Below are 12159 nucleotides of genomic sequence, written 5' to 3'. Positions count from 1 at the left end.
AGACATGGTCAGACCGCCACGACGACGATAGCGCCAATCACCAGAACGGCACCGGCCGCCATGGACGCTGCATACCAACGCAGTTGGCCGGTCTCGCTGCGGCTCAGGGCGGTGTGACCGGCCTTGGCGGCGCGCGGGATCAAACCGATGGTCTGGTCGAGCGGGTCTTTGCGCAGTACATGGCTGATCGCAAGGTAAGGCTTGACGAACAGTTTGTCGTAGATCCAATCGAAGCCCCAGGCGGCGAACCACCAGGCCGACAGGAAGCGCCCGATGCCACTGTTGGCCACGGCCGTGACGAAGCGACGCTTGCCAAGGAACAGCAGCGCAGCCAGCAGGATACCGGCCAGGGCGATAGCGCCCGAGGCGATTTCCAGACTGTGCTTGGCGGCGCCACCGGCATGCCCGGCGCTTTCCGGGAGTACACCGGCCAGTGGCGGGGTGATCATCGCGCCGATGAAGGTCGACAGGATGATCAGCACCGACAGCGGCAGCCAGTGGGAGATGCCGTGACCTGCGTGCGCTTCGGTCTTGGCTTCACCGTGGAAGGTGATGAAGATCAGGCGGAAGGTGTACAGCGAGGTCATGAACGCACCCACCAGGCCTGCATACAGCAGGTTCTGGTTACCGCTGGCAAAGGCTTCCCAGAGGATTTCGTCCTTGGAATAGAAACCGGCGGTCACCAGTGGCAGCGCGGCCAGGGCGGCACCACCGACGATGAAGCTGGCATAGGCCAGCGGCAGTTTCTTCCACAGGCCGCCCATCTTGAAGATGTTCTGCTCGTGGTGGCAGGCCACGATCACCGCACCGGAGGCGAGGAACAGCAGTGCCTTGAAGAACGCGTGGGTCATCAGGTGGAAGATCGCCGCGTCCCAGGCGCCGACGCCCAGGGCCAGGAACATGTAGCCGATCTGGCTCATGGTCGAGTAGGCGAGGATGCGCTTGATGTCGGTCTGCACTAGCGCGGCGAAGCCGGCCAGTACCAGGGTCACGCCGCCGACGATGCCTACAAGATGCAGGATGTCCGGCGCCAGGGTGAACAGGCCGTGGGTCCGTGCGATCAGGTAGACACCGGCGGTCACCATGGTTGCGGCGTGAATCAGGGCCGAAACCGGGGTAGGACCGGCCATCGCATCCGCCAGCCAGGTTTGCAGCGGCAGTTGCGCGGATTTACCCACGGCGCCGCCCAGCAGCATCAGCGTGGCCAGGGTGATCCAGAAGTCGCCGACCTGGAATTTCTGCGGTGCCAGCACCAGCAGTTCCTGAATGTTCAGCGTGCCCACCTGTTGGAACAGGATGAACAGGCCGATGGCCATGAACACGTCGCCGATACGGGTGACGATAAACGCCTTGAGCGCCGCGTTACCGTTGTTGCGGTTGCTGTAGTAGAAACCGATCAACAGGTACGAGCACAGGCCCACGCCTTCCCAGCCGAAGTACAGGAACAACAGGTTATCGCCCAGTACCAGAAACAGCATGCTGGCGATAAACAGGTTGGTGTACGAGAAGAAGCGCGAGTAGCCCGCTTCACCGCGCATGTACCAGGACGCGAACAGGTGGATCAGGAAGCCTACGCCGACGACCACGCCGAGCATGGTGATCGACAGGCCGTCCACGTAGAGGGCGAAGTTGGGCTTGAAGCCCTCGACCGACATCCACTGCCACAGCACCAGGGTGTAGTGGCCGCCTTCGGGCGGGGCTACGTTGAATTGCCAGATGACATAGGCCGCGACGATGGCCGACAGGCCAATGGAGCCCACGCCGATCAAGGCCGAGAGGTTTTCCGACCAGCGCCCGCGAGAGAACGACAGCAGCAGGAAACCGATCAGGGGAAATACGAAAGTCAGAAAGATCATGTTCATCCGCGCATCTCACTGGCAGCGTCGATATCAAGCGTGTGGAAGCGACGGTACAGCTGCAGCAGGATCGCCAGGCCGATGCTGGCCTCGGCGGCTGCCAGGCTGATCACCAGGATGAACATGACTTGTCCATCCGGCTGGCCCCAACGAGCGCCTGCCACGATGAACGCCAGTGCTGCGGCATTCATCATGATTTCCAGGCTCATCAACACGAACAAAATGTTACGGCGCACCATCAGGCCGACCAGGCCAAGGCAGAACAGGATGCCGGCGACCGCCAGACCATGCTCCAAAGGGATAGCAGGCATCGTCATTGCTCCTTGGCTTCGTTGCGGCCCAAGTGGAAGGCGGTGATGGCTGCCGCGAGCAGCAGCATCGAAGCCAGTTCGACCACCAGCAGGTACGGGCCGAACAGGCTCACACCCACGGCCTTGGCATCTACGGTGGTGTGGCCGATGGCCTGGCCGCTCTGGTGAGCGAACAGCACATACAGCAGCTCACCCAGCAGCAGGGCTGCGAGGACAACCGGGCCGAGCCAGATGCCGGGCTTGAGCCAGACGCGTTCCTGGGCGACCGAAGCCGGCCCCAGGTTGAGCATCATCACCACGAACACGAACAGCACCATGATGGCGCCGGCGTAGGCGATCACTTCCAGCACACCGGCGAACGGCGCGCCGAGGGCAAAGAAGGTCATCGCCACGGCGATCAGCGAAATGATCAGGTAGAGCAGGGCGTGCACGGGGTTGTTGTTGGTGATCACGCGAAGCGTGGACACAACCGCGATACCCGATGCGAAATAGAAAGCGAATTCCATCTTTCTTCCTTAAGGCAGCAAGCTCTTCACGTTGATCGGCTCGGCTTCGTTTTGTGCGGCGCCCTTGGGCTTACCGGCAACGGCCATACCTGCAACACGATAGAAGTTGTAATCAGGGTTTTTACCGGGACCAGAGATCAGCAGATCTTCTTTCTCGTACACCAGGTCCTGACGTTTGAACTCGGCCATCTCGAAATCCGGCGTGAGCTGGATCGCGGTGGTCGGGCAAGCTTCCTCGCAGAGGCCGCAGAAAATGCAGCGCGAGAAGTTGATGCGGAAGAAGTCCGGGTACCAGCGACCGTCTTCGGTTTCAGCTTTCTGCAGGGAGATGCAACCCACCGGGCACGCCACGGCGCACAGGTTGCAGGCTACGCAACGCTCTTCGCCATCCGGGTCGCGGGTGAGCACGATGCGGCCGCGGTAGCGCGGCGGCAGGTACACCGCTTCTTCCGGGTATTGCAGGGTGTCGCGTTTGCGAAAGCCGTGACCGAACACCATCACAAGGCTTCGCAACTGGGTACCAGTACCCTTAACGATGTCGCCAATATATTTGAACATGGGTCAAATCCTCACTGAACCGCGGCCGCTGGCGTGTTCAACAACACAACGGCAGCGGTCACCAGCAAATTGATCAGGGTCAGTGGCAGGCAGAAGCGCCAGCTGAAATCCATCACCTGGTCGTATCGTGGACGCGGAATGGAAGCGCGCAGCAGGATAAACAACATGATGAAGAACGCGGTCTTGAGGAAGAACCAGAAGAACGCCAACTGCGGCAGGATGCCAAACGGACCGTGCCAGCCGCCGAAGAACAGCGTCACCAGCAGGGCCGAGATCAGGATGATGCCGATGTACTCACCGACGAAGAACATGCCCCACTTCATGCCGGCATATTCAATGTGGTAACCGTCGGCCAGTTCCTGTTCCGCTTCCGGCTGGTCGAAGGGGTGACGGTGAGTCACGGCCACGCCTGCGATGAAGAAGGTACAGAAGCCGAAGAACTGCGGAATGATGAACCACAGGTTCTGCGCCTGATACTCGACGATGTCGCGCATGTTGAACGAGCCGACCTGCACCACGATGCCCATCAGCGCCAGGCCCATGAACACTTCGTAGGACACGGTCTGGGCCGAGGCGCGCAAGCTGCCCAGCAGGGCGAACTTGTTGTTGCTCGACCAACCGGCGAACAGCACCGCGTACACCGACAGACCGGCCATGGCGAAGAAGAACAGCAGGCCGATGTTCAGGTCCGCCACGCCCCAGGTCGGGGTGATCGGGATGACCGCGAAGGCGATCAGCAAGGCGCTCATGGCAACCACCGGCGCCAGGGTGAAGATCACCTTGTCGGCGAACGGCGGCGTCCAGTCTTCCTTGAAGAACATCTTCAGCATGTCGGCGGCGATCTGGAACATGCCGAACGGGCCAACGCGGTTCGGACCGTAACGGTCCTGCCACCAGCCCAGCAGACGGCGTTCGACGAAGCTGAGCAGGGCGCCCGCAACGACCACGGCCAACAGGATCACGATGGCCTTGAGGACCGAGATGATCACGTCGATCACTTCAGGGGTGAACCAGGTCATTGCGCTGCCTCCTGCAGACCGTCAACGGTTTTGCCAAAGATCGCAGGCGGGATACCGGCGAGGCCTTTAGGCAGTGCAACCAGGCCCGCACCCAGCTCATCGTTGATGCGCAGCGGCAGACGCAGGGTCTGGCCGGCCACGTTCAGGCTGAGCAGGGCACCGTCGTTGACGCCCAGGCGATCGGCTTCGGACTTGGCCAGCGACACGTAGGCGTGCGGAATGCGCTCTTGCACCGGTGCGGCCTTGGAAGAGTTTTCTTCGCTGCCGAACAGATGGAAGAACGGCACAACCTGCCAAGTGCCCGGCGCCGGGTTGAATGGACGCGGTACGGCGGCGAACCAGTTCAGCGAGTCGCCCTGGGTTTCGATCAGGCGGGTGCCCGGGTCGCCAGCGCGGATGTGACCACCGACTTCGTCCTGGAACTTGTTCCAGGCCTGAGGCGAGTTCCAGCCCGGCGACCAGGCAAACGGCACCTGCTGACGGGGTTCGGCTGAACCCGAATAGCCTTCCATGGAGAAGGCGAACGCGGTGTCATGGTCCTGCGGGGTGCGCGGTTCGTGCACGCTGATATCGGCGCGCATGGCCGTGCGGCCGGAGTAGCGCAGCGGTTCGCGGGCCAGTTTCATGCCTTTGATGCGGAACGCGGCGGACGGTGCGGCATCGACGATGCGGGCCAGTTGTGGCGCGCTGGCGGCGGTAGCGGCGGTGACGTGGTCGAGCTGGGTCCAGTCGATCGGCTGGTTCAGCAGGGTCGCGCGCAGGGCATGCAGCCAGCGCCAGCCTTCGTGAACCAGGATGCTGGCGTCCATGTATTTCGGATCGAACACCTGGAAGAAGCGCTGGGCGCGGCCTTCCTGGCTGACCAGCGTACCGTCGCCTTCGGCGAAGGTGGCGGCCGGCAGTACCAGATGGGCGCGTTCACTGGTTGCGGTCTGCTGGTGGTCGGCCACGATCAGGACCTTGGCAGCGCTCAGTGCAGCGTCAACCTTGGCGGCAGCGGTGCGGGTGTACAGGTCGTTTTCCAGCACCACGATGGCGTCGGCGTTGCCGTCGATCACCGCTTGCAGGCCGGCGTCGAGGGACTCGCCGCCGAGCATGGCCAGGCCAAGGCTGTTGGCTTCCGGCACCACCAGGCTGATGGAGCCGTTCTTGTCGCGCAGCTTCAAGGCCTTGGCGATGTTGGCGGCGGCTTCGATCAGCGCCTTGGAACCCAGCGAGGTGCCGGCAATGATCAATGGACGCTTGGCCGCCAGCAGGGCGTCGGCGATGCGTTGGGCCAGTTCGAGGGCTTCAGTGTCCAGGCCTTCGACGGCCGGTGCGCTCGCGTCGAGGGCGTGGGCCACGGCGAAACCGATGCGGGCCAGGTCGTCGGGTGCGGCGTGGACGCATTCTTCGGCGATATCGTCGAGCTTGGTTTCAGCCAGGGAGGCGATAAACAGCGGGTTCAGCGCGTGCTGGCCGATGTTTTTCACGGCGGCGTCGAGCCACGGCTGCACGCGCATGGCGTCGGCCATGTCTTCGGCCTTGCCCTTGACCGACTGGCGCAGGGAGAGTGCCACGCGCGCAGCGGTCTGGGTCAGGTCTTCACCGAGTACGAAGATCGCATCGTGGTCTTCGATGTCGCGCATGTTCGGCACTGGCAGCGGGCTGTCATTCAGCACTTGCAGGACCAGACGGATGCGCTCCAGCTCGCCGGCTTCGATACCGCAGTAGAAGTGCTCGGCGCCGACCAGCTCGCGCAACGCGAAGTTGCTTTCGAGGCTGGCGCGTGGCGAACCGATACCGACGATGTTGCGGCCGCGCAGCAGTTCGGCGGCTTTATCCAGCGCGCTGTCCAGGCTCAGTGGGGTGCCATCGGCCAGCAACGGCTGGCGCGGACGATCCTTGCGGTTGACGTAGCCATAGCCGAAACGGCCACGGTCGCACAGGAAGTACTGGTTGACCGAACCGTTGAAGCGGTTTTCGATGCGGCGCAGTTCACCGTAGCGCTCGCCCGGGGAGATGTTGCAACCGCTGGAGCAACCATGGCAGATGCTCGGCGCGAATTGCATGTCCCACTTGCGGTTGTAGCGCTCGGAGTGGGTCTTGTCGGTGAACACACCGGTCGGGCAGACCTCGGTGAGGTTGCCGGAGAACTCGCTTTCGAGCACGCCATCTTCAACGCGACCGAAGTACACGTTGTCGTGGGCACCGAAGACGCCGAGGTCGGTGCCGCCGGCGTAGTCTTTGTAGAAACGCACGCAGCGGTAGCAGGCGATGCAGCGGTTCATTTCGTGGGAAATGAACGGGCCGAGGTCCTGGTTCTGGTGGGTGCGCTTGGTGAAGCGATAGCGGCGCTCGTTGTGGCCGGTCATCACCGTCATGTCTTGCAGGTGGCAGTGACCGCCTTCCTCACAGACCGGGCAGTCGTGGGGGTGGTTGGTCATCAGCCATTCGACGACACTGGCGCGGAACGCCTTGGATTCTTCATCTTCGATGGAGATCCAGGTGTTGTCGGTGGCTGGGGTCATGCACGACATGACGATACGACCACGGGTGTCGTTCTCGTCGGTGTACTGCTTGACCGCACACTGGCGACAGGCACCGACGCTACCGAGCGCGGGGTGCCAGCAGAAATACGGGATGTCGAGGCCGAGTGACAGACATGCCTGTAACAGGTTGTCCGCCCCATCGACTTCGAGCGCTTTGCCGTCTACGTGGATAGTGGCCATGGTTCAAAGTTCTTCGTTGGCCCGTTGTCAGCGGGCGTGGCTAATGGAATCTTGTTATTCATGTGCATCTACACAGCCATCAAGGCGTCAGCACATGAGAAAGCGAAGGGCACGGGCCCTTCGCCTTTAAAGCGTTACGCGCCGACCATGGTCGGCGATACCACCTGAGTGAGCTCGCCCGCGCGGGTTGGCGCGATGCCGGCCTCGAATTCAGGGCGGAAGTATTTGATTGCGCTGCCCAATGGCTCCACGGCGCCCGGTGCGTGAGCACAGAAAGTCTTGCCTGGGCCGAGGAAACCGACCAGACCCAACAGGGTCTCGATGTCTCCTTCGCGGCCTTCGCCGTTTTCCAGGGCCATCAGTAGCTTCACGCTCCACGGCAGACCGTCACGGCACGGGGTGCAGAAGCCGCAGGATTCACGGGCAAAGAACTGCTCCATGTTGCGCAGCAGCGAGACCATGTTCACCGTGTTGTCCACCGCCATGGCCAGGCCAGTACCCATCCGGGTGCCCACCTTGCCGATGCCGCCGGCATACATCTGTGCGTCGAGGTGCTCGGGGAGCAGGAAGCCGGTACCGGCGCCGCCTGGCTGCCAGGCTTTCAAGGTGTAGCCGTCGCGCATGCCGCCAGCGTAGTCCTCGAACAGCTCGCGTGCGGTGACGCCAAATGGCAGCTCCCACAGGCCAGGGTTCTTGACCTTGCCGGAGAAGCCCATGAGCTTGGTGCCCATGTCTTCGCTGCCTTCGCGGGCCAACGATTTGTACCAGTCCACGCCGTCGGCGATGATCGCCGGCACGTTGCACAGGGTTTCGACGTTGTTCACGCAGGTCGGCTTGCCCCACACGCCCACGGCGGCGGGGAAGGGCGGCTTGGAGCGCGGGTTGGCGCGGCGGCCTTCGAGGGAGTTGATCAGTGCGGTTTCTTCACCGCAGATGTAACGCCCGGCGCCGGTGTGCACGAACAGCTCGAAGTCAAAACCGGAACCGAGGATGTTCTTGCCCAGCAGGCCAGCGGCCTTGGCTTCTGCCACGGCGCGGTTGAGGTGCTTGGCGGCGGTGGTGTATTCGCCACGCAGGAAGATGTAGCCACGGTAGGTTTTCAGCGCGCGGGCGCTGATCAGCATGCCTTCGATCAGCAGATGGGGCAGTTGCTCCATCAGCATGCGGTCTTTCCAGGTGTTCGGCTCCATTTCATCCGCGTTGCACAACAGGTAGCGGATGTTGATGGATTCGTCCTTGGGCATCAGGCCCCACTTCACGCCAGTGGGGAAACCCGCACCGCCGCGACCCTTGAGGCCGGCGTCTTTCACGGTCTGGACGATGTCGTCCTGGGCCATGTCGGCGAAGGCCTTGCGCGCAGCGGCGTAGCCGTTCTTGGTCTGGTATTCGTCGAGCCACACGGGTTCGCCGTCGTCACGCAGACGCCAGGTGAGCGGGTGGGTCTCGGCCGAACGCTTGATCAGGTTGGCCGGGCCGAAAGAAGTCAGGGTCATGGGTAGCCCTCGAGCAATTGGGCCACGCCAGCAGGCTGGACGTCACCGAATGTGTCGTCGTCGATCATCAACGCCGGCGCCTTGTCGCAGTTGCCCAGGCAGCACACCGGCAGCAGCGTGAAACGCCCGTCTGCGGTGGTCTGGCCAAGGCCGATGCCCAGTTTGGCCTGGATTTCGCTGACCACGGACTCGTGACCACCGATGTAGCAGACCATGCTGTCGCACACGCGAATGATGTGGCGGCCTACCGGCTGACGGAAGATCTGGCTGTAGAACGTGGCCACGCCTTCAACGTCGCTGGCGGGGATGCCGAGGATCTCGCCGATGGCGTAGAGGGCGCCGTCCGGCACCCAGCCACGTTCCTTCTGGACGACCTTCAATGCTTCGATCGACGCCGCGCGCGGGTCTTCGTAGTGATGCAGCTCGTGCTCAATGGCCGAGCGCTCGGTTTCACTCAGGGTGAAACGGTCTGTCTGGATAAGCGTGCTGTTCATGCTTAGCGGTCCACGTCGGCCATAACGAAATCGATACTACCCAGGTACGCAATCAAGTCCGCGACCATCTCGCCTTTGATCACCGAAGGGATCTGCTGCAAGTGCGGGAAGCTTGGCGTACGAATCCGGGTGCGGTAGCTCATGGTGCCGCCATCGCTCGTCAGGTAATAACTGTTGATACCCTTGGTCGCTTCGATCATCTGGAAGGATTCGTTGGCCGGCATGACCGGGCCCCACGAAACCTGCAGGAAGTGCGTGATCAGGGTTTCGATGTGCTGCAGCGTGCGTTCTTTCGGCGGCGGCGTGGTCAGCGGGTGATCCGCCTTGTACGGGCCGGCCGGCATGTTGCGCATGCACTGCTCGATGATCTTGAGGCTCTGGCGCATTTCTTCGACGCGCACGATGCAACGGTCGTAGGCATCGCCATTGGCGGCCAGCGGCACTTCGAACTCGAAGTTCTGGTAGCCGGAGTACGGGCGCGCTTTACGCAGGTCGAAATCGCAACCGGTGGAGCGCAGGCCGGCACCGGTGACGCCCCATTCCAGGGCCTCTTTGGTGTTGTACTGGGCGACGCCGATGGTGCGGCCTTTGAGGATGCTGTTGTCCAGGGCGGCTTTCTGGTATTCGTCCAGACGCTTGGGCATCCAGTCGATGAATTCCTTGACCAGACGCTCCCAGCCATTTGGCAGGTCGTGGGCCACGCCGCCGATGCGGTACCAGGCCGGGTGCAGGCGGAAACCGGTGACGGCTTCGATGACCTTGTAGGCGCGTTGACGGTCGGTGAAGGTGAAGAACACCGGGGTCATGGCGCCGACGTCCTGGATGTAGGTGCCCAGGAACAGCAGGTGGCTGGTGATGCGGAAGAACTCGGCCATCATGATGCGGATGGTATCGACGCGGTCCGGCACCTTGATGCCGGCGAGCTTCTCGACCGAGAGCACGTACGGCAGGTTGTTCATCACGCCGCCCAGGTAGTCGATACGGTCGGTGTACGGGATGAAGCTGTGCCAGGACTGACGCTCGGCCATCTTCTCGGCGCCGCGATGGTGGTAGCCGATGTCGGGCACGCAGTCGACGATTTCTTCGCCGTCCAGTTGCAGGATGATGCGGAAGGCACCGTGAGCCGAAGGGTGGTTCGGCCCAAGGTTGAGGAACATGTAGTCCTCGTTGGTGCCGGAGCGCTTCATGCCCCAGTCTTCCGGACGAAAGCGCGCCGCTTCTTCTTCCAACTGCTGCTTGGCGAGCGTCAGGCTGAACGGGTCGAATTCGGTGGCACGGGCAGGGTAGTCCTTGCGCAGCGGGTGACCTTCCCAGGTCGGCGGCATCATGATGCGCGTCAGGTGCGGGTGGCCCGGGAAGTCGATGCCGAACATGTCCCAGACTTCGCGTTCGTACCAGCTGGCGTTGGGCCAGATACCGGTCACGGTCGGCACGCTCAGGTCGCCTTCGGAAAGGGCAACCTTGATCATCACGTCGCTGTTACGTTCGATCGACAGCAGGTGGTAGAACACGGTGAAATCGGCGCCGCTCGGCAAGCCCTGGCGCTTGGTGCGCAGACGTTCGTCCACGCCATGCAGGTCATAGAGCATGACGTACGGCTTGGGCAGGTTGCGCAGGAAGCTCAGGACTTCGACGAGCCGCGCGCGCGCCACCCACAGCACCGGCATACCGGTGCGTGTGGCCTGGGCGGTGAAGGCGTCAGGGCCAAAACGGTTATTGAGTTCGACAACCACATCCTGGTCGTCTGCCTTATAAGGCGGGATGTACAGAGCACTGCCTGTAGTCATGGTTTTTTATCGCTTTCGGTCAACGTAAAGAATGAGGCCAGGTGTTCGTTCTATAAAAGAAGCGGGCTGGATCAGACTTCGTCGGGGCTGCGCAGGTTGGTGACTGCGATTCGCTGTTCGCGGCGCTGTTCCTTTTGTGACGGCATCTCGGCGCGGTACACGCCTTGATCGCCGACGACCCAGGAAAGCGGGCGACGCTCCTTGCCAATCGATTCCTGCAGCAGCATCAAGCCTTGCAGAAAAGCTTCAGGGCGGGGCGGGCAGCCAGGCACGTAGACGTCCACGGGCAGGAACTTGTCCACCCCCTGAACCACGGAGTAGATGTCGTACATGCCACCGGAGTTGGCGCACGAACCCATGGAGATCACCCACTTGGGCTCGAGCATCTGCTCGTAGAGACGCTGAATGATCGGCGCCATCTTGATAAAGCAGGTGCCGGCGATAACCATGAAATCCGCCTGACGCGGTGACGCCCGGATTACTTCGGCGCCAAAGCGCGCGATGTCGTGGGGCGCCGTGAAGGCGGTGGTCATTTCCACATAGCAGCACGAAAGGCCGAAGTTGTAAGGCCACAGGGAGTTTTTACGCCCCCAGTTCACCGCGCCACTCAGCACGTCTTCGAGTTTGCCCATGTAGATGTTTTTATGGACTTGATCTTCTAACGGATCGGAGACGGTTTCCCGTTCGCCGATGGGGTACTGCTCGTTAGGAGCATCCGGGTCGATCCTGGTGAGATTGTATTGCATCGCCAAAGCCTCATTGTTTCAGCTTCGCTTGCCGCTTGCGACGAGCTTCCGGAGCCCAGTCAAGGGCGCCCACTCGGAACAGGTAGACAAGACCTGCCAACAGAATTGCTATGAAAACGAGAGCTTCGACGAATCCGGTCCAGCCGCTTTCGCGGACGGACACAGACCAGGCAAAGAGAAAAAGGGCTTCGATATCGAAGATCACGAAGAGCATCGCGACCAGATAGAATTTGGCTGAGAGCCGCAAGCGGGCGCCACCTGTAGGCAGCATGCCAGACTCGAACGGTTCATTTTTGCTGCGCCCCCAGGCTTTTGACCCGAGGAGGCTGGAGACGCCGAGCATGAAGGCGCAAAGCCCCACAACACCGAGGAGGAAAATGGCAAAGCCCCAGTTGTGGGCGATGAGTCCTGTCGCTTCGGTCATGCTGGAAATCCTTAACAGAGAGCAAAGGTCTCTGAGCTCGAAAAAGTAACGATGCAGTGACGATATGTCGCACTGCAATCAATCTCGGTGATTTTATGGCTAAACACCGGGCAAGTAAAATTCCTGCGGCGAAATTATTCGGCGGATGAAGCACATAGTGCACCTTTGTGGGGCTGCAGCCCTTGCGCTGCGGGCATTAGCGGGCGTTGAATCAATTACGTTCCGTTGACACGGTAATCAAGTTTTTATGCGCC

General features: G+C 61.7%; 11 protein-coding genes. All 11 read right to left on the bottom strand.

Annotation, left to right across the window (positions count from 1 at the left end; genetic code table 11):
- Positions 1–8 precede the first annotated feature (8 nt).
- The 11 genes from nuoL to H045_RS11175 all read right to left on the bottom strand — a co-directional run bounded on the left by nuoL (position 9) and on the right by H045_RS11175 (position 11905).
- On the bottom strand, positions 9–1862 hold the full coding sequence (gene nuoL / locus H045_RS11225) for an NADH-quinone oxidoreductase subunit L (protein ID WP_003232073.1): 1854 nt from the start codon (positions 1860–1862) through the stop codon (positions 9–11).
- Positions 1859–2167: an NADH-quinone oxidoreductase subunit NuoK gene (gene nuoK / locus H045_RS11220; RefSeq protein ID WP_003174727.1), complete on the bottom strand. Its 309-nt coding sequence runs from the start codon at positions 2165–2167 to the stop codon at positions 1859–1861. The genes nuoL and nuoK overlap by 4 nt, the downstream gene beginning before the upstream one ends.
- 2 nt (positions 2168–2169) lie before the next feature.
- On the bottom strand, positions 2170–2673 hold the full coding sequence (nuoJ, locus tag H045_RS11215; protein WP_003232074.1) for an NADH-quinone oxidoreductase subunit J: 504 nt from the start codon (positions 2671–2673) through the stop codon (positions 2170–2172).
- A gap of 9 nt (positions 2674–2682) precedes the next feature.
- Positions 2683–3231 (bottom strand): NADH-quinone oxidoreductase subunit NuoI, encoded by a 549-nt coding sequence (gene nuoI / locus H045_RS11210; RefSeq protein ID WP_003174725.1) that lies wholly within the window; start codon positions 3229–3231, stop codon positions 2683–2685.
- 11 nt (positions 3232–3242) lie between these two features.
- Positions 3243–4250 (bottom strand): NADH-quinone oxidoreductase subunit NuoH, encoded by a 1008-nt coding sequence (gene nuoH, locus H045_RS11205; RefSeq protein ID WP_003232075.1) that lies wholly within the window; start codon positions 4248–4250, stop codon positions 3243–3245.
- Positions 4247–6961: an NADH-quinone oxidoreductase subunit NuoG gene (gene nuoG / locus H045_RS11200; protein WP_015372412.1), complete on the bottom strand. Its 2715-nt coding sequence runs from the start codon at positions 6959–6961 to the stop codon at positions 4247–4249. Before nuoG ends, nuoH begins: the two co-directional genes overlap by 4 nt.
- Positions 6962–7095: 134 nt before the next feature.
- Entirely contained in the window at positions 7096–8454 is a 1359-nt protein-coding gene (gene nuoF / locus H045_RS11195; protein ID WP_003232078.1) for an NADH-quinone oxidoreductase subunit NuoF, read from the bottom strand.
- Positions 8451–8948 (bottom strand): NADH-quinone oxidoreductase subunit NuoE, encoded by a 498-nt coding sequence (nuoE, locus tag H045_RS11190; RefSeq protein WP_015372411.1) that lies wholly within the window; start codon positions 8946–8948, stop codon positions 8451–8453. Before nuoE ends, nuoF begins: the two co-directional genes overlap by 4 nt.
- A gap of 2 nt (positions 8949–8950) precedes the next feature.
- Entirely contained in the window at positions 8951–10735 is a 1785-nt protein-coding gene (gene nuoC, locus H045_RS11185) for an NADH-quinone oxidoreductase subunit C/D (RefSeq protein WP_015372410.1), read from the bottom strand.
- 71 nt (positions 10736–10806) lie between these two features.
- Complete coding sequence (locus tag H045_RS11180; protein WP_003174719.1) at positions 10807–11481, bottom strand: NuoB/complex I 20 kDa subunit family protein; 675 nt, start codon at positions 11479–11481, stop codon at positions 10807–10809.
- Between the two features lie 10 nt (positions 11482–11491).
- The gene (locus H045_RS11175) at positions 11492–11905 is read right to left on the bottom strand and encodes an NADH-quinone oxidoreductase subunit A (protein WP_015372409.1); all 414 of its coding nucleotides are present in this window, start codon (positions 11903–11905) and stop codon (positions 11492–11494) included.
- Between the last annotated feature and the right edge of the window lie 254 nt (positions 11906–12159).

This window comes from Pseudomonas poae RE*1-1-14 (genome assembly GCF_000336465.1).
GTDB lineage: Bacteria > Pseudomonadota > Gammaproteobacteria > Pseudomonadales > Pseudomonadaceae > Aquipseudomonas > Aquipseudomonas poae.
This window is presented reverse-complemented; position numbering and strand designations above follow the sequence as displayed.

Bases quoted from the DNA above. Each gene is read 5' to 3' on its own strand.
- nuoH (WP_003232075.1), bottom strand. From the start codon at position 4,250: ATGACCTGGTTCACCCCTGAAGTGATCGACGTGATCATCTCGGTCCTC.
- nuoE (WP_015372411.1), bottom strand. From the start codon at position 8,948: ATGAACAGCACGCTTATCCAGACAGACCGTTTCACCCTGAGTGAAACC.
- nuoL (WP_003232073.1), bottom strand. From the start codon at position 1,862: ATGAACATGATCTTTCTGACTTTCGTATTTCCCCTGATCGGTTTCCTG.
- H045_RS11175 (WP_015372409.1), bottom strand. From the start codon at position 11,905: ATGACCGAAGCGACAGGACTCATCGCCCACAACTGGGGCTTTGCCATT.
- H045_RS11180 (WP_003174719.1), bottom strand. From the start codon at position 11,481: ATGCAATACAATCTCACCAGGATCGACCCGGATGCTCCTAACGAGCAG.
- nuoG (WP_015372412.1), bottom strand. From the start codon at position 6,961: ATGGCCACTATCCACGTAGACGGCAAAGCGCTCGAAGTCGATGGGGCG.
- nuoC (WP_015372410.1), bottom strand. From the start codon at position 10,735: ATGACTACAGGCAGTGCTCTGTACATCCCGCCTTATAAGGCAGACGAC.
- nuoJ (WP_003232074.1), bottom strand. From the start codon at position 2,673: ATGGAATTCGCTTTCTATTTCGCATCGGGTATCGCGGTTGTGTCCACG.
- nuoK (WP_003174727.1), bottom strand. From the start codon at position 2,167: ATGCCTGCTATCCCTTTGGAGCATGGTCTGGCGGTCGCCGGCATCCTG.
- nuoF (WP_003232078.1), bottom strand. From the start codon at position 8,454: ATGACCCTGACTTCTTTCGGCCCGGCCAACCTGATCAAGCGTTCGGCC.
- nuoI (WP_003174725.1), bottom strand. From the start codon at position 3,231: ATGTTCAAATATATTGGCGACATCGTTAAGGGTACTGGTACCCAGTTG.